At 37.9% G+C, this 17,698-nt stretch carries 16 protein-coding genes and 1 tRNA gene; 6 read left to right on the top strand and 11 right to left on the bottom strand.

Annotated features, from left to right (window positions below; all coding sequences use genetic code 11):
* From Q4489_RS14815 to Q4489_RS14835, 5 genes are all read right to left on the bottom strand, one after another.
* Window positions 1-77: transfer RNA gene (locus tag Q4489_RS14815), tRNA-Asp, on the bottom strand.
* 142 nt (window positions 78-219) lie between these two features.
* Window positions 220-1,521 (bottom strand): TIGR03503 family protein, encoded by a 1,302-nt coding sequence (locus tag Q4489_RS14820; RefSeq protein WP_303481669.1) that lies wholly within the window; start codon window positions 1,519-1,521, stop codon window positions 220-222.
* Window positions 1,512-2,234 (bottom strand): DNA polymerase III subunit epsilon, encoded by a 723-nt coding sequence (dnaQ, locus tag Q4489_RS14825; protein WP_303481670.1) that lies wholly within the window; start codon window positions 2,232-2,234, stop codon window positions 1,512-1,514. Before dnaQ ends, Q4489_RS14820 begins: the two co-directional genes overlap by 10 nt.
* Before the next feature lie 9 nt (window positions 2,235-2,243).
* Window positions 2,244-2,732 (bottom strand): DUF2919 family protein, encoded by a 489-nt coding sequence (locus tag Q4489_RS14830; RefSeq protein ID WP_303481672.1) that lies wholly within the window; start codon window positions 2,730-2,732, stop codon window positions 2,244-2,246.
* 4 nt (window positions 2,733-2,736) lie between these two features.
* Window positions 2,737-3,468: a DUF599 domain-containing protein gene (locus Q4489_RS14835; protein ID WP_303481674.1), complete on the bottom strand. Its 732-nt coding sequence runs from the start codon at window positions 3,466-3,468 to the stop codon at window positions 2,737-2,739.
* Window positions 3,469-3,957: 489 nt separating this feature from the next.
* Here Q4489_RS14835 and Q4489_RS14840 point away from each other — a divergent pair, with 489 nt between their 5' ends.
* Window positions 3,958-6,336 carry a carbohydrate binding family 9 domain-containing protein gene (locus tag Q4489_RS14840; protein ID WP_303481676.1) on the top strand — a complete coding sequence of 793 codons (2,379 nt, stop codon included), beginning with the start codon at window positions 3,958-3,960 and terminating at the stop codon, window positions 6,334-6,336.
* Between the two features lie 163 nt (window positions 6,337-6,499).
* A complete protein-coding gene (locus tag Q4489_RS14845; RefSeq protein WP_303481678.1) occupies window positions 6,500-8,860 on the top strand; it encodes a carbohydrate binding family 9 domain-containing protein in 2,361 nt (786 codons plus the stop codon).
* A 136-nt stretch (window positions 8,861-8,996) separates the two neighbouring features.
* On the opposite strand, the gene Q4489_RS14850 is transcribed toward Q4489_RS14845, so the two are convergent.
* Together Q4489_RS14850 and Q4489_RS14855 are read right to left on the bottom strand one after the other, a co-directional pair.
* Window positions 8,997-9,530 (bottom strand): hypothetical protein, encoded by a 534-nt coding sequence (locus Q4489_RS14850; RefSeq protein ID WP_303481680.1) that lies wholly within the window; start codon window positions 9,528-9,530, stop codon window positions 8,997-8,999.
* An 8-nt stretch (window positions 9,531-9,538) separates the two neighbouring features.
* Window positions 9,539-10,387: an RDD family protein gene (locus Q4489_RS14855; protein WP_368389612.1), complete on the bottom strand. Its 849-nt coding sequence runs from the start codon at window positions 10,385-10,387 to the stop codon at window positions 9,539-9,541.
* A 352-nt stretch (window positions 10,388-10,739) separates the two neighbouring features.
* Between Q4489_RS14855 and cysK the strand changes: the two genes are divergently transcribed.
* Window positions 10,740-11,708 (top strand): cysteine synthase A, encoded by a 969-nt coding sequence (gene cysK / locus Q4489_RS14860; RefSeq protein ID WP_303481682.1) that lies wholly within the window; start codon window positions 10,740-10,742, stop codon window positions 11,706-11,708.
* 97 nt (window positions 11,709-11,805) lie between these two features.
* Complete coding sequence (locus tag Q4489_RS14865) at window positions 11,806-12,240, top strand: hypothetical protein (protein WP_303481684.1); 435 nt, start codon at window positions 11,806-11,808, stop codon at window positions 12,238-12,240.
* 46 nt (window positions 12,241-12,286) lie between these two features.
* Here the strand turns inward: Q4489_RS14865 and ggt are convergent, their stop codons facing one another.
* Window positions 12,287-14,068: a gamma-glutamyltransferase gene (gene ggt / locus Q4489_RS14870; RefSeq protein ID WP_303481686.1), complete on the bottom strand. Its 1,782-nt coding sequence runs from the start codon at window positions 14,066-14,068 to the stop codon at window positions 12,287-12,289.
* On the bottom strand, window positions 14,065-14,661 hold the full coding sequence (locus Q4489_RS14875) for a tRNA-uridine aminocarboxypropyltransferase (RefSeq protein WP_303481688.1): 597 nt from the start codon (window positions 14,659-14,661) through the stop codon (window positions 14,065-14,067). Before Q4489_RS14875 ends, ggt begins: the two co-directional genes overlap by 4 nt.
* Before the next feature lie 71 nt (window positions 14,662-14,732).
* Between Q4489_RS14875 and rrtA the strand changes: the two genes are divergently transcribed.
* Window positions 14,733-15,386 carry a rhombosortase gene (gene rrtA, locus Q4489_RS14880; protein WP_303481689.1) on the top strand — a complete coding sequence of 218 codons (654 nt, stop codon included), beginning with the start codon at window positions 14,733-14,735 and terminating at the stop codon, window positions 15,384-15,386.
* Window positions 15,387-15,417: 31 nt separating this feature from the next.
* On the opposite strand, the gene Q4489_RS14885 is transcribed toward rrtA, so the two are convergent.
* Entirely contained in the window at window positions 15,418-16,284 is an 867-nt protein-coding gene (locus Q4489_RS14885) for an OmpA family protein (protein WP_303481690.1), read from the bottom strand.
* Window positions 16,285-16,613: 329 nt separating this feature from the next.
* On the opposite strand from Q4489_RS14885, the gene rnt reads away from it, so the two are divergent.
* Entirely contained in the window at window positions 16,614-17,312 is a 699-nt protein-coding gene (rnt, locus tag Q4489_RS14890) for a ribonuclease T (protein WP_303481692.1), read from the top strand.
* Here rnt and Q4489_RS14895 read toward each other — a convergent pair.
* Window positions 17,309-17,686 (bottom strand): hypothetical protein, encoded by a 378-nt coding sequence (locus Q4489_RS14895; RefSeq protein ID WP_303481694.1) that lies wholly within the window; start codon window positions 17,684-17,686, stop codon window positions 17,309-17,311. The two genes, rnt and Q4489_RS14895, sit on opposite strands and share 4 nt — an antisense overlap.
* Window positions 17,687-17,698: the final 12 nt, after the last annotated feature.

The following is a 17,698-nucleotide window of genomic DNA, read 5'->3' on the forward strand; positions in this document are numbered from 1 at the left end:
TGGCGGAGTGGACGGGACTCGAACCCGCGACCCCCGGCGTGACAGGCCGGTATTCTAACCAACTGAACTACCACTCCACACAAGTATTCCTAAATTCAACAACAAGTCGTTGAATGCGGCGGGAATAATACGGATAACAGTGCGAGGCGTCAACCCCTTTTTTACATTAATATTACTGCTTGCATAATTGCTGAACAATAAGTTGAATTTAGCAGCATTTTATTGCTTTTTACGTCTCATAAAGAACACCGCAACCCCAGCTAGTAGCAATAAAACAACATTCGCAACAATCACCATAATAATATTTTGTTGTGCTTGTGCCTCTGCCTCGGCTTCTTTTTGTTCTTTCGCTTGCTTCAATGCTAATTCACGCGCTTCTTTTTCTTGCTCTAATTTTAATATTAACGCCGCTGCTTGTTTTTCAGCCTCACTTTGAGAAGATTCATCTAAGTTAGGGACTAAAGGGCCGCCTTCTCGTTCAACATTAAAGGTAAAGTCTGGCACCACTAAACGAAACTCTCGCCCGTTTTTTGTATTTCCGAATGCATTTAATGTGATTCTGTGTACACCAGGCTCAGTATAACCAACTTCTTTCACCCGAGATGTTCCGTTACCTTCCATAATTGCGAAAGGTTCAGACTGACGATCGGGGTAAGTAATTTTGCCCTGAAAAATTAAACTGTCAGGATCAACATAGCTTTCATCGATATGAATAGTCACTTCGTGAAAGGCGAGCGGATCTGTTGTTGGCTTAACCTCGATAGAAATGGGGTTCGGACGAACAATAACAGGTTGTTGTCGTAACTCCCTTGTTGCCATTGGCATAATTACCCGATAAATAGGTGTCCACTCACCGGGTGAAAAATCCAATTCAAATTCACCGGTAAAAATACCGTCGCGGGCATATTCATCTAACTCGTAACCATCGTCTCTGAAAGTACCTATTTCTATAGGTTCTGCGCCAAAATTATCGTAGCCTGTATTATTAGTGCTGTAAAAGTCGATGGTTAATTTGATCACATCATTAAACAGTGGATCATCTATCGCTCTTTCTTGATTATATAATTTACTGGTTATCTTGAGGGTTTCACCGGAAAGTAAAATGTCAGCTAATGGTTCTACTTCTAGCTTAACTTCTGAAACAATCATTATTTTGCTATCAGGTAAAATTGCGCCTATTGCTTGCCAAGGCCCTGGCATTGGACGGACGATACGGATCATATCGAACGTAGTATCATCGTACCATTCTACTTTACCTTTCTCCGCATTAGTGACTTTAATCTTGCTGCCATCTGGACGTACTAAAATGATGGGAGGTGTTCCACTTCGTCGATAAAACAACAAGGTAATTTCTTCAAGCTGTGCATCAATGTGAAACCTATTGTCAAAATACGGAACACGATTGGTTACGTTATCTTGCTCATAATAATGAATTTCAGTTTTAGTGTCTTGAACAGCAACGGCAGGTATCGCATAAAGCCCTACCATTAATAACACAGTCAACCATTTCATTATTGCCATATTGGCTCACTCCCTTTGTCAGCGATCAACGCTAACCTTTTTTTATGTTGTTCTTCTTCATCGGCAGATGCATGCACAACCTTTAATTTTTGTCGTTCACTTGATAAACGTTTTATAGCATTACTATCTTCACCGTTTTCCTGACCATCACCCATGGAAAAGTTAAGCGTAGATTGTTTACGTGTCATTTCAACATAAACAAAAGCAAGTAATTGAGCATCAATCAAAGCGCCGTGATAAGTACGATCAATTAAGCCATCTACCCGGTAATGTCTTGCTAAAAAGTCTAAGGTTTTCGGTGAACCAAATTCATCTTTAGATACTTTTAATGTATCAGTAACCGTACAAATATCTTCAGTCATCGGTAACTGTGCTCTAGCCATATTGAATTCATGATCCATAAAGCCAACATCAAATTTAGCATTATGTATGACTAATTCTGCGCCTTTGATAAAATCAATAAAAGCACCCGCTACATCAGCGAATAATGGTTTGTCGCGTAAAAATTCATTCGTTAAGCCATGAACGTCGATTACTTCCTGTTCCATCTGAAATTGAGGGTTAATATACGCATGATACGTTCGCCCAGTTAATTGGCGGTTTATCATCTCTACACAGCCAATTTCAACAATCCTATGACCTTCTCTAGGGTTTATACCAGTTGTTTCGGTATCTAGAATAACTAACCGATGTTCTTGTGTATCATTACTCACGTGCTCACCCTACTTTTCTGGTAATTTTTCTGGAAATTCTTGTACATTGATATTAACTCTTTTGCTCGAGTATAAATAAATCACAGCTATTATAATGATAGTTGAATTAATCAATAGCCATTCTTTGCTTTGCATTTGCCAAAAGTAATAGGCCAGTAAATTTATTAACCAATCAAAAAACAGTGCAATAAATAAAATATTTTTTAACTGATGACACATTTTTTTGATAAAACTATTTGCACCAGGCCGACGTAAACTCAATAGAAATACGGTTAATATGCCGCCTAAACCAGATAATAAACTTAGGTAAAATAATTTAGGTTCAGGGTACACCCACGCAATAATACTGACCCTGTCTTGCATATTAGTGACTGACATTAACCAGATAAGATAACCGCGTAAGATAAACAGTAGAATTAAATAAACCCCAAAGGCAATTTTTACACAATCAAACTTGTCAAAATCCGTAGGGCCAAAATTTGCGTATTGTTTTGACATTCTGCTAGCGGCTCAATTTATTAAGCTTCTCATTTCGTTCACTATGTAATATTTCTTGCCCGGCTGTGATAGCACGCACAGCCTTTGATCTAAACTCGCGGTTATATAACGTATACACAACCAGCACGCTAGCTAGAATAAATAATAACGGGTGAAAAAACCAACAAATAGCCGCAATTGAAAAGTAATAAGATCGCAAACCATAATTATAAGAATGCGCCGCTTGGTCTTGCACTATCGCCATTTGCTTTGCGTAAGCTAATAAGTTTTTATTGGTACCCGATTGATCTGTTGGTGAAGCACCAACCATAACATTGATAAAGCCATATTGCCTCATTGACCATGTAAACTGGAAGAATGCCATAACGAATATAAAAGCAAGTAAGCCAAGCTTAAGTTGTATCATGGTATGGTTAGGAAAATCAGCATAGGGGATGGTTGCAATCACCGCTTCTAATTTTTCTACTTGTGCAAATAGCGTTAGTACACCCGCTAAGACAAGTAACGTCGATGAGGCAAAAAAAGCAATGTTTCGCTCTAGGTTAGCAAGTAGTGCAGCTTCGCCAACTTTGATGTCTCGAGTGATCACTTCGTACATCCAAAGTATTCTATGCTGGTGTAAACTACGCGCTATACAGTTAGTGGTTTTCGCTTTTTTTCTGGCAAATTCTGTGTAACCCATCCAGCAAACAACAAAGACCACGAGCGCCAATAAATTAAATAACAAATTAGACATGAAGCATCGGAAAAATGTTAACTACGTTACACAATAAGTTATCATATTTTTTATATGGTTGAACCTATTATCTCAATAATTCCCAAGCGGTTTACTAGGGTCTGTTGAACTTTTGAGATTAAATTTCGTTCAAATTAAACGCTTTTTGTTCAAGGCGTGAGCAATGTCGCATGGTTATTCCATGTAAATTGCGAACAACGATGTTGAAATAGTGTTTAATTGAACCCAAAAGGCAGCGTTTTTTGTCATTTATACGTCAATATTGCTTTACCATGTGGAATAACCACACATTATGTGGAATAACCACACATTAATTGCAATGCTTTGTCTAAATACCCATAAACTGCTGCAAAAATAAACGCGAAAGTTCAACAGACCCTAACTGACGTTATTAAACTGATGTAAAAAGCAAGTCATCGAAAATACTTTGACATAATACGGCACAATTTTTACATTGCGCGCTCTCTACAATGATAATTATAAAAAAGAATGCTATCGATACCCTCTGCCAAAACGCTGTATATTTTCGCTTCTAGCCTAGCGCTCTTCTGTTTATGTTTCACCAGTAATTACGCTTACAGTAAGCAAAAAAGAGACATAAATATTCCTCGTATTCAAGGGGAAATTTATGTTGACGCTGATCTCACTGATCCACAATGGCAACATGCAACTAAAGTGTCGTTAGACATAGTCACCCGCCCATATAACAATACAAAAAGTCCGATAAGTACCGAAGCATTACTGATGGAAAATGGTGAAGTTTTTTATCTGGCTTTTATTGCTCAAGATCCAGATCCAACCCAAATCAGGGCCTTTATACGTGACCGCGATAAGTCATGGGGTGATGATATTGTTGGCATTAAAATAGATACTTTTAACGATCAGCGTGCCGCTTACCGTTTTTTAGTTAACCCGATGGGTTCTCAAATTGACGGTATTGAAAATGAAGTCACACAAAGAGAAAGTGATGCTTGGGATGGTATTTGGGACAGTGCAGGTCGACTTACCGATAAAGGCTATATTGTTGAAATGGCACTGCCGCTTCGTATGCTTAACTTTAAAGAAAAAACAAGCCTGCAAGATTGGGGCATAGAATTAATGCGGTTTTATCCTCGAAATGAACAATTACGCATTTCAAATATTGTACTTGATAGAAATAATAGTTGTGAGCTTTGTCAACTACATACCGCAACAGGCTTTAAAGGAGCTAAGCAAGGCGACAACTTAATTATCGCACCTTCATTGGTATCAGGTATTCACCAAGATAAAGATAATAACGGAGAGTGGCACAAAAACAATAATACCGAAGCCAGCTTAGATTTACGTTGGGGTATTACCGCAGACACCTTATTAAATGCCACTATTAATCCTGACTTTTCAACCGTTGAAACAGACAATGCGCAACTAAATATTAATAATACGTTCGCTTTATATTACGACGAAAAGCGCCCTTTCTTTCTAGACAATGCTGATTATTTCGATACCAACTATGATCTTATATACACACGTAACATCAATGCCCCTAACTATGGTGCGAAATTAACCGGCCGACATAATAATCACACATACGCACTGTTTGTTACTGACGATGAAACCACTAATATTTTAATTCCTGGTAATAGAGCGTCATCAGTGGCCAGAATTGACGAAAAATCAAACGCAGCAGCAATTCGATACCGTTATAGTTATAATAAAGATATAACCCTTGGTTGGGTTTCCACCTTACGTGATGCAAAAAATTACCATAATGCTGTTCACGGTATAGATGCAAGGTTCAAACTTTCTACTTATGATGTATTCAAGTTTCAATACCTCTATTCAAATACTGAATACCCTGACGACTTATTCCAACAGTTCTGCAATGATGACAATGTAGAAGCATGCCAGCAAACTACACCAGCAGATTGTCAATTTGGTGCATGTGCTTACAATGAAAATGTATTAAGAACACAACGAGATAAACCTTTTAGTGGTAATGCATTTCGTGCAGGTTATTACCATAATGATGAAAAGTGGCATTATTTTGCATCTTACGATAAGCAAAACTCAGATTTTCGTGGTGACTTAGGTTTTATTTCTTATGTTGATCACAATAAATTTGCGATTGGTGGAGATAGAACCTGGTACGCAAAAGCAGGTAATTGGTGGACACAAGCAAAAATATATTCTGATTGGGATATAACACACAATGATGCCGGTGATCTAATAGAGCGTGAGTTTGACATTAATGCGTCGATAAACGCGACTTATAGTTCATGGCTACAACTTTACTATACAAAGCGAGATAAAGTTGGAACAAGACACAATAAATCCATATTAACGATTGATGGTAATACTTCGTTATTTACCGAACAGCAACTTGGCATAAAAGGCGATATAAAACCCATTTTAGGGCTATATTTATATGCTAACGCAAGTTACGGAGATGCCATTGACTATAGCAATAACCGATTAGGCATAAGCAAGCAGTTTGATCTACAAGCAAACTGGAATGTCAACAAACACTTAGAAGTGCGATTAAAGCATATTTTCAATCAATTAAACGCCGATAATAAGCCTTTATTCAATGCACGTTTAACAGAGATTAGAACCACCTATCAATTTGACGTAAAAAGCTTTTTACGTTTTTCATTTGTGTATAACAACACAAACAGAAATGCGAGTAACTATTTATATACCGCACCTGAAAACATTGCGCCATACCATAAGGGTGTTGGAACCGAGTTATTGTATGCCTATAAAATCAATCCACAGACTGTGTTTTATTTAGGGTATTCAGACAATCACCAAGCAGAGCGTAACTTTCATGACTTAGAACAACAACAACGGAGTGTTTTTATTAAAGTTAGTTACGCATGGATAAAATAACAGCAACATTCACACTATTAATTTAATGATATAAAAGCCGTCTGTGATGGCTTTTTTTTATTTTATACGTTGTTAAGTTTGTAAAAATTTGTAAAAATTCGCCTTCAAAAGGATTTCCAGAAACATTCTGGTTCAACAAAACAATAATAAATTTGGAGCAAAAATGCAGTTTTCATTTAAATACTGCGCCATCGTGATGTTAATTTCACTAACCTCACTATGTAGTAACACCGCACACTCAGAAGAACAAAACTATCAAATTCCATACGTTAATCAATCCGCAGTAATAGACGGAGAATTAACCGATGATATCTGGAAAAAAGCAAAAGAAATCCCATTAACAATTGTCAACAGTCCATGGAACAACAAACCGAGCCCCGTGACTACGGTGGCTCGATTAGTTGAAAATGGCGAGTTTATCTACATATCATTCATTGCAAAAACAAGGAAGAACGAAGAAGTTAAAGCCTTTTTAGGAGATAGAGATTCTAGATGGTCTGATGATATTGTTGGCATCAAATTAGATACGTTTAACACTAGACGGTTAAATTATGAGTTTTTTGTTAATGCGTATGGAGTACAGCACGACGGCATTAATAATGAGATGACGCAAACGCCTAATCGCGCATGGGATGGTATTTGGGATTCATTCGGCAAACTTATTGAAGATGGCTATCAAGTAGAAATGGCTATTCCCTATGGCATTTTAAACTTTGAAAACAGCAAAAACATCAAAACATGGGCGTTTGAATTAATTAGGTTATACCCTGACGATACAAAACTGAGAATATCCAATCAAGAAATAGATAGAAACAACGATTGTTGGCTTTGCCAGTCTCCTGAAATATCTGGTTTTAAAAACGCAAAAGCCAGTAAAAATCTTATGTTAACGCCTGCTGTTGTGGCGACAAAAAATGAATCAAGAGATATCTATAACCCTTCCGACGAATGGCACAGTAACAACAATGTTGATGCAGGTCTTGATTTAAGATGGAACATCAATAGTAATAACTTATTAAATGCTACCATTAACCCTGACTTTTCAACAGTAGAATCAGATGCTGGGCAATTAAATATTAATAAAACCTTTTCGCTTTTTTATGATGAGAAACGCCCTTTCTTTCTAGATAACGCAGATTATTTTAGTTCGAATTTTGATTTAGTGTATACCCGTAATATTGCTGATCCCGATTATGGTGCCAAGGTAACCGGAACAGAAGGCGCGCACAGTTATGGTGTTTTTGTTACTAATGATACTGAAACTAACTTTATTGTACCGGGTAATACTGGCTCAAACATCGCATCTTTAGCACAAGACAGTCACTCAGCGGCTATGCGATATCGCTATGATATTAATGAAGATTTTTCAATTGGCACTGTGTCCACCTTACGTGACAGTGATCAATATCACAACTATGTTGTTGGCATTGACGGCAATTATCGCATCAACGAATCAAATCAAATAAAAGCCCAGTTATTAGGCTCAAACACTCAATATCCAACAGATCTATACCAAAGTTTTTGCTATGGCAGTGCTTTCAATGACTGCGATAAACCACAGCAAACGGAATGTAGCTTTGGCAACTGCGCTTATACCGAGCAAGTGCACAGAAGTAATAAACAAGACGACTTTAGCGATCATGCTTTTCTTGCCAGTTATGAGCACAGCTCAGAATATTGGGGCTTACTAGCTGAGCATAAACAAGTAGGTAAAGACTTTCGAGCTGACTTAGGCTTTATGACTTTAGCTGATTATCAAGCAAATTCGCTTACCTTAGATCGCTTTTTTTACGGCGATGAACATACACCGTGGCAAGAAGTTAAAGTAAGTGGTAGTTGGCAAATCAAACATAATGAAAATGGCGAGTTACTGGAAAAAAACTTACAGTCATTAGTGGGTATTGATGGCCCAATGCAATCTTACTTTGAGCTGATATTAAATTATGACGATAAAATAGGTTTACGTCATGATGAAACTCAACTAACCATTGATAACAACGCGACCTTATTTACCGAGAAAGCGATCACACTATACGGTCAGGTAGAACCGGGAAATAATTTATTGCTACAAGCTGAGTTTATTGCTGGTGACAAAATCGACTATAACAATAATCGACTTGGTGATTACCAAGAAATATTCGCTGGTATTACCTATAGTTTCACCGAAAAGCTATCAGGCGAATTTTATTACACAGACGCTAGCCTAGATGCAGATAAACAAGAAGTCTATCAAGCTAAGCTGTCAGAATTACGACTATCTTATCAATTTAATGTACACAGTTATTTAAAACTTAACCTTGTGTATAGTGATATTGACCGTAACCCTGATAACAACCCATTTGTTGGTGTGTCTGCGCGTAATAATGATCTGTCAACACAGCTTATTTACGCATACAAGCTTAACCCACAAACGGTCTTTTATTTAGGGTATTCAGATAGTAGTTACCAAGATGATTATCTAGACCGATTAACGCGAGAGCAACGCACATTTTTTACTAAAATAAGCTATGCGTGGTTGCCATAGTCTAGTTTAAATTAATTTAGTTTAGTTTAGTCAAGTAAAAGAAGCTTAAAACATTATCCAGTGATAGAGTAAATAAGCTTCTTTTACGAACAGCACAACATGGCTGAATAACCCGTCAGATGGTAACCAAAGTATGTTATTTAAACACTACCTGTTTATCACTGCGTTGATATACTCTTGTTTCAGGTGTTGTCCAAGTACCTTTTTTAAGATATGACGTTGATACTTTCATTGAATTACCTAACAGTTCATTCGTTGACTTTACCTGTGTTATCCCTTCTTTGTTGCCACTAACCTCTTCATAAGCGATTAAAGTCTTTTCATCAACCAATTCCATATGTCCAGTGGTATAAAAACCAGCAGTAGTGAAATAGTAAAACACAATTTTTTGTTTTTCTTTATCATAAAAAATAAGTGATTCACCGCCATATTCACCTTGGTTGATTGAGTGCAATGTTCTAATGGCCATGCCATTTAAGGCACGCTCCCAACGGGCAACATCTTCTACTTCAGGTTGCCCTTTACCTACCGGAAACTGTGATTGCCAGGTTCCTAAGTAGTCTTTAAATAACATAAGCTCAGGCGCTAACGTCTTGCTACTTGACCATGTAAAAGGTGTAAAAAGTAAACAAAGTAATAATGGAAAATAACGTAAAACAATAGTATTCATAAGCGACCTCATTCGTCTGGTTTAACGCGATAGCCAGCTTGCTGAGCCGGATGATTTTCGCGTTTTGCTTTTGTCACATCAATCACGATCGTTGATGATATTTTATCGTGTATTGCTTGCCTGTTTGGGTCCCAATAAATTTGTATAAAGCCAAGTAGCCCTGTTGCTAACCCCGCGCCATATCCGCCATATCTACCAAAACTGTCCCAAACAGACAACGGCGTACCATCAAGCTGAACTACACGTATTTTTAGTAATTTTTTTCCTGGTGTTTGACCATGCCAAATGGCGGTTAATACAGAAAAGTATAGTGCAGCCCAACCAAAACCTAATCCTAAATCTTTCACCACGCCTTTTGACCATTCAACCCCTTTATTGAAAGTTTGTTCAGCAAAGGATGTTTTCTCAGCAGAAGCAGCCTCAGGTTCAGCTTCAACTTCTACTGACTCAGTATCGTGAGATATCCAATAGTTTTCATTAAACATAGGTGGAATGGTATCAATAAGCACGACAAATATAACTAGAGCACCTGTGGTTTGTAATATAAAGCGTCTAATCCCTCGTTTTTTACCCATTTGTTTAGCGCGTTTTTTACTGCCTAAACGGAAAAAGGTTAACGCAGCTAATAACGCTAACAGTTCTCCTGGCGTCTCAGCTAACATGGCAATAATAATAAAGTCTATCAATAAGGCTACGCCTCTGCGCCAAGGGACAGCTAAGGGTAAGCCGAATAATTGTCGATTTATTTCAAAGGCAAAGGGAGTCAATATTGTTTTGGTTTCTTGCTTTGATAACGGTAACGCTTGTTGCGTTTCAGCTTTGGGTTCAGCTAACGCACGTTGATTTTCTTCCATCATATTGCATGTTTTCTTTTAATTATTGTTTAACTAGCTAATTATTTATTACTTTTTAGAATATAAGATATAACTAATTGGCACTTCTTTTTCTATTTTTTATGTCTACTATTAATCATTAGCATACTAGGGTGTGATGACTTTTTGAAATGCACTATAAGTCAGAAAGCTAGTCTACGTGTAATACTTCAAAAATGTATACACAAGGGCAATTTATTAATATAAATATACAAATAATTTTTTGTAAAAACCACGACAAAAAGTACATTCCCTAAAAGTATACAAACAAACAATGATAAATTCGATCATGCTGATCAACATTGATATTGATTAAGCAAGAATAAAGGATGCGCACATGGCAAATATATTCCAAGATAACTCAACTGCAATTGGTAACACCCCACTAGTAAAATTAAACCGCGTAACAAGCGGTAATGTTTACGCAAAAGTTGAAGCACGCAACCCAAGCTTTAGTGTTAAATGCCGAATTGGCGCAAACATGATCTGGGATGCTGAAAAACGTGGTGAGTTAGTCGAAGGCAAAGAAATTATTGAACCTACAAGTGGAAACACAGGTATTGCACTAGCCTTTGTTGCTGCGGCAAGAGGTTATGCTATTACACTAACTATGCCAGCAACAATGAGCTTAGAGCGCCGTAAATTATTAGCTGCCCTTGGTGCAAAATTAGAGTTAACTGATGGCGCAAAAGGTATGGGTGGTGCAATTGCTAAAGCACAAGAAATTAAAGATTCTGCTCCTGAAAAATATGTGTTGCTAGGTCAGTTTGAAAACCCTGCAAATCCTGAAATCCATGAAAAAACAACGGGCCCTGAAATTTGGGAAGATACCAACGGTAATGTTGATATCTTTGTTGCAGGTGTGGGTACTGGTGGTACTATTACAGGTGTTAGTCGTTACCTTAAAAATACACAAGGTAAAGATGTACTGTCTGTTGCTGTAGAGCCTACCGATTCTCCTGTGATCAGCCAAAAATTAGCGGGTGAAGAACTAAAACCAGGGCCACATAAAATCCAAGGCATTGGTGCTGGTTTTATTCCTGGCAACTTAGATCTTTCTGTCGTTGATGCTGTTGAACAAGTATCAAATGAAGATGCTATGGCTATGGCGCACAAGCTCATGAAAGAAGAAGGTATTTTAGCCGGTATTTCATCAGGTGCAGCTGTAGTAGCTGCCAAAAGATTAGCTGAAAAACCTGAAAATGAAGGCAAAAATATTGTCGTTATTCTACCAAGTTCTGCAGAGCGTTATTTATCAAGTGCACTGTTCACTGATAGTTTCTCTGATAAAGAGCTGGTGCAATAAGCACATCACTCAATTCGATAAGGCGCACCATGCGCCTTTTTTATTGGCCAAAATAATGTATTATTGCCTTATATTTAGTTCGGATTGTAATACCATTATGAGAAAATATCTTTTACTTATTATCCTACCTTGTTTGGCTATGTTAACTGCCTGTGGTGGTAGTGAAGATGAAATTAAAGAATTAGACAACCCTGAGAAAATCACCATAGCGTTTTTCCACGCACTTTATAACGAAAGAGATGTTCAGAAAGCGGCGTCTGTTTGTTCTCCCAAATTAGCGCGCATAATTTTACACTACAAATCACCTCGTGCTGTGGCTCGTCACTTATTTAACATGTCATTTGATCAAGTAGAAATTAAGCCTGACGATACCGGTGTAAAAGTGAGAGAGCAATTTAAAGATCAAGCCGTCATTACCGTTTACTTCGACGGCACCTACCACGGAGAAGTATATAAAGATGTTAAGCGGATCTCGTTAATTCAAAAAGACGATACTTGGGTCATCAATAAAATTTTAAAAGATCCGTTCTAACATACGAGCATAGGCATTGCTAAAGGCCCGACAATACTCGGGCTTTTTATTGCCCCATTACTGTACCTTCACGCCTTGGGTCAGCTCCCCCCACTAAACTCGATTTTTTTACTTCAATCGCATGAATACCACTATTTAAATCACGAATGGCAATTTCGTGCCCTTTCGCTTTTAGTTCTGTTGCTAAACCCACTATGGACGTTCCCTTTTCTAAGGTGGTAATACGATTGCGGTTAGTCACCTTTGGCATATTAATCGCCTGTTGCGGATCAAGCCCCCAATCTAATACTCCCATAATAGTTTGAGCTACATAATTAATAATTCTGCTGCCTCCTGGCGATCCTACCACCAGCGTCAGATCATCTCCTTTGAACACCATGGTGGGTGCCATAGAACTTCTTGGTCGTTTATTTGCTTCTAAACGATTAGCAACCAGCTGACCATTCACCGAAGGCGCCAATGAAAAGTCCGTTAATTGATTGTTCAAGATAAAGCCCTCTGCCATTACTGCAGAGCCAAATGCCATTTCAATACTGGTAGTCATCGAAATAGCATTACCATCAGCGTCAACAATTGAAATATGGCTCGTTGAAGGTAATTCTATCGATACGTTATCAGCTAATGCTGTTAATGATTCAACTTCACCTGCTGTTGCTTTACCCATATCTTGATGAATATTAATAAGCTTACTTCGTTGATTAAGGTATTGTTCACTCACTAACGTACTTGTAGGCACGTTAACAAAACCATCATCTGCAATATATCTTGCTCTATCAGCAAAAGCTAAACGCGAACTTTGGGTAAATAAATGAACTGTTTGCGCATCTTCAAAAGCTAATTTAGCCATATCAAAAGGTTCAAGTTGTTTAAGAATTTGCAGTACCGCAACGCCACCTGAACTAGGAGGCGCCATACCGCATATACGGTAATCACGATAGCTACCACATACTGGTTGCACTTCTTTCGCTTGATAGCTTGCTAAATCTTCAGTAGACAACTTGCCAGGAGCTACCGGTGACGATTGAACAGCCTTGACGATACTCTTTGCAATCCAGCCTTGATAAAAAGGACTGATACCTTCTTCTGATAAACTGCGATACACCTTTGCTAATTTTTTATTTTTCAGTTTATCGCCCGCTTTTACTGCATGACCATCAGGGAAAAAGTATTCCCTAATTTCATCAAGTTCAGTGATGCCTGGGTTGTATTGCATTTCAACTAACTTTTGCAAACGAGGTGAAACGATAAAGCCCTGTTCAGCAAGTGTTATCACATCAGTAAAAAGGTCTTTCCAAGGAAGCTTGCCATATTTATCATGCGCTTTTTTTAGCGCTGCCAACACCCCGGGAACGCCGACAGAACGCCCGCCAACCACAGCTTTAATCCACGGAACCGCTTTATCGTTTTTATCTAGGAAAATATCAGGTGTTGCTGCTTTTGGAGCAACTTCACGCCCGTCAAACGTTGTTAAATGTTGATTCTTTTTGTCCCAATGAAGAATAAAGGCGCCTCCCCCAATACCTGATGATTGAGGCTCAACTAAGGTCAATGCTAATTGCACAGCAATAGCAGCATCAATTGCGCTTCCCCCTTTCTCTAAAATCTTATAACCAATTTTCGTTGCATAAGGATTTGCGGTAGCAACCATGAACTTCTTTTTAGTGACTGCCTGCTTAACCGTGATCCCAGTCGCGGCTTCAGGCTCCCTATCTTCTTGAATACGGTATGGGGTATTACTAGCCCAACTTTGCATAGGTTGAAAAACGAATAAACTCGCAATTAATGCACTTGTAACGGAATACGACTTAAACAAAAGTAATGTCCTCATAAGGTAGAAGGTCTAAAAGCTAAAAGTTGTTGGTTAAACGCTTTAAAGCTATTTAATAATTCTTGGTATTTTATATCATTGTCCTCTAACTGTGACAATGTATGACAAGCAGCCTCTAAAGTAGATAAGCCACCTTTTTTCTTGGTTGACCTAGCATCATATAGGCTAGATATATTATCAGGTAAGCGAATATGCGGTAACGAGTGAAGTTCAGGGTTAGACATATACATTCGATAGGCTTTCTTCCACGTACCATCTAATAAAATTATTCTTTTAATTGCACCTTGTTGATGATTTTTGTTGCTCAGCTGACTAATTAATTCAGATTTATCACTTGGATATAACAAAACCGTGTTATGATTTTTTTGCAAAAATAATTTTTGGTAATCGGCATTACCTTTAAAAGATTCTCCTTGCAACACATGGCACTTTTGCAAAGAGCCCTTTAACAACGTAACGCTACCTTTGCTTTGCTTAACCTCGCTTGGGTGCTGTAAAATAACAATTTCAATGTGATTGATAATTGATACAAATAAACGGCAAATGCAACTGGTTTTAGGTCGCTGACAACTTTGACATATTGCTCTAGGCATAAATAAAATCTTGAATTATGTGATTGATAAACAGAAACTAGCAGGCTGAAAATGCAAAGAAACCTTATGGTATGCCACTACGTTATAAACATGAGACAGCCAACTTAAAAAACTATTATATGCCTATGCAATTACCTTTCCCACTACGCCGTACAGATCTTTATCCAATAACGCTTTTTATCTTATGTATTTTAGCATTTTTTCTACATGAACAATATTATCAACTCTTTGAATTTGAAAGGTCTTCTCTTGAGCAAGGGCAATTATGGCGGCTGTTTACCAGCCACTTGTTACATACCAATTACCAGCATTTGCTGCTAAATTTAGCGGCGTTAGCGTTATTATTCTTACTTCATCGCCGTTATTATTCTCGCTATGAATTTCTTTTACTCATGTTTATTGCAGCCATTATTGTTAGTGTAGGTGTTTATTACAGCTCACCAGAACTGCAAAGATACGTAGGTATGTCAGGGGTGCTACACGCATTATTTATTTGGGGTGCTATTCAAGACATTAAGCATAAAGATCACACCGGCTACCTTCTTCTTGCTGGTGTGCTCATTAAAGTCGGTTATGAACAATTATTCGGCGCTAGCGAGCAACTCGCCAATATGATTGATGCGAATGTTGCGATAGATGCGCATTTATGGGGCATAATTGCAGGAATTATTTATGTGATAAGCTCTGATTTTTTCTTTGTGATAAAAAAGAAAAAAGCCTTGTAAATACAAGGCTTATAACATTAAGAAATGAATTTTATGGTTTGTCCATTCTGATCACAACGCGGCGGTTTTTTGCTCGTCCTAACACCGTTTGGTTAGAAGCTATGTGACGCTTTTCACCATACCCCTTTGCTTCAATACGGCTAGGTTCAATACCATTATCAATAAAATATTGACGTATTTTATTCGCACGTTTCTCGGACGTTTTTAAGTTTGTATTTCTTCCGCCGTAACTATCGGTAAAGCCATCAATTAAGACAATATCTAACTCTTGATCTAAAGATAAATATTCTCTGATCATGTTAATTTTTCTTTTCGACGCTTTGGTAAATTTATCGCTACCAAATTCAAAATTTAACACCGTATATGAAATGTCATCAAAACTGTAATTTAATAAATTACCCACGCACGAAACAAACTTTTGATATGCTTTATGAAAACGTGAAGTTGACAACCCTACTGACACTTTATCGCGGTCGTTGTACCAATCATTATAATAAAAGGTCGGTGACATGCCCTTTTCTAATTCAGAAAGTAATGTCCACGCAACTTTTTTAGGAAGATCAGGAGAAAACTGTTTATGAAGCTTCATGTTCGCGAGCGTTCTGCCAGCATTACCTGGCCGCCAATTAGGCGCAACTGAACGTACTTCAGCTAATGAATAGTTATCGGGCAAACCAAGCATATCGAGTTCAAAAAGCATATTTGAACTTCGATTGGCTTTCGCAGAAAAGGTTGCTTCACCATAATTGGGAATACTGTGCGATAACGTACATTGTAGCCTTGATTCATCTACCAAGTGCCACTTAGAACTTGCTATATCGGCTTGATATTGTCGAATACCAGCACTAGCTTGGCTTACAAACAAGGCGATTGAGGCAGCAATAAGTATTTTTTTCATAATCACTATTCAATTTTTTGGCTTAAAACTTATATCGGCACGGTTCAAAATTACTTTAAAAATTATTTAATAACAACAACACAGATAAACAGGGAAAGGGTACAGACTAAAATCCGCTTATAATGTTCATCTATCTATCTATAACATGAATCTTATTACGTTCATTGAAAGTTCACACAATCAAAGCCTAGAAAACAATCAACTTAATAATCAGTTTACCGCAAGTGATGTAAAACTGCGAATTGATAACGTTTTATTCGACACTGAATTAGTTTTCACTAAAAAATTCTGCGATAATAGCCACAAAACACGTTCAAAGATAAAAATTAATGCTCGATAACAGTAGTAACCAGCAATCAAACATTGAAACGCCAACAACGTATAAATTTTCAGAACGTTTTAGAGGGTATTTTCCCGTTGTAGTTGATGTTGAAACAGCAGGTTTTAATGCGCAAACAGATGCATTATTAGAGATAGCGGCTACAACGCTTTCCTTTAACGAAGAAACCGGCATGTTATCACTCGATGAAACTATACATTTTAATGTTGAGCCTTTTGAAGGAGCAAACCTTGAACCTGCAGCATTAGAATTTACCGGAATCGACCCAACTAATCCGCTAAGGGCTGCCGTATTAGAAAGCGAAGCATTAAAAGAAACGTTTAAATTTATTCGTAAAAAAATGAAAGCTGCTGGCTGCAAACGTGCCATTATGGTCGCGCATAACGCGGCTTTTGACTTAGGCTTTGTCAATGCAGCTACTGAGCGCTGTTCCATAAAACGCACCCCTTTTCACCCTTTCGTCAGTTTTGATACCACAACATTATCAGGCTTGGCGCTTGGACAAACCGTATTAGCAAAAGCGTGCGAAGCAGCCGGATTAGCCTTTGATAACAAAGAAGCGCATTCTGCACTATACGACACTGAGAAAACAGCAGAGCTTTATTGTTATATCGTAAATAAGTGGCAACAGCTAGGTGGGTGGCCATTACCCTCCTCTTCAATAGTTGACCCTGTTAGCAACGATTAAAACAAGGACTGTTTTCGTTGTCGATTATGACGCCGGCAGACTAAGTTTCTTACCGCCCAAACAATCAATACAAATGCAGAGAATTGGAGCAAATCACTTGTGCCAATCATCAATAAAAATATACCAACCGCAAGATAAACAAATGGTAAGTATTCATAGATAAGTTCAGGTAACCATCTCTTGTTTTGTTTACGGTACTGTTTATCTAAACGACGAAATGCCGACCTTTTAACCAAAACAATGCAAGCCGCCATATAAAAAACAAATGCTGAAAAAATGAATACATGGCTTGTTTCACCGAGTGTTAAAAGCGCACCACTGATCAAAAAGTAGAGGTAAGGAAGGTTCTCATAAATAGACTGTGGTAACTGCATGTTTTCCCTTTA

The organism is Thalassotalea sp. 1_MG-2023, from assembly GCF_030546745.1.
Classification (GTDB): Bacteria; Pseudomonadota; Gammaproteobacteria; order Enterobacterales; family Alteromonadaceae; genus Thalassotalea_C.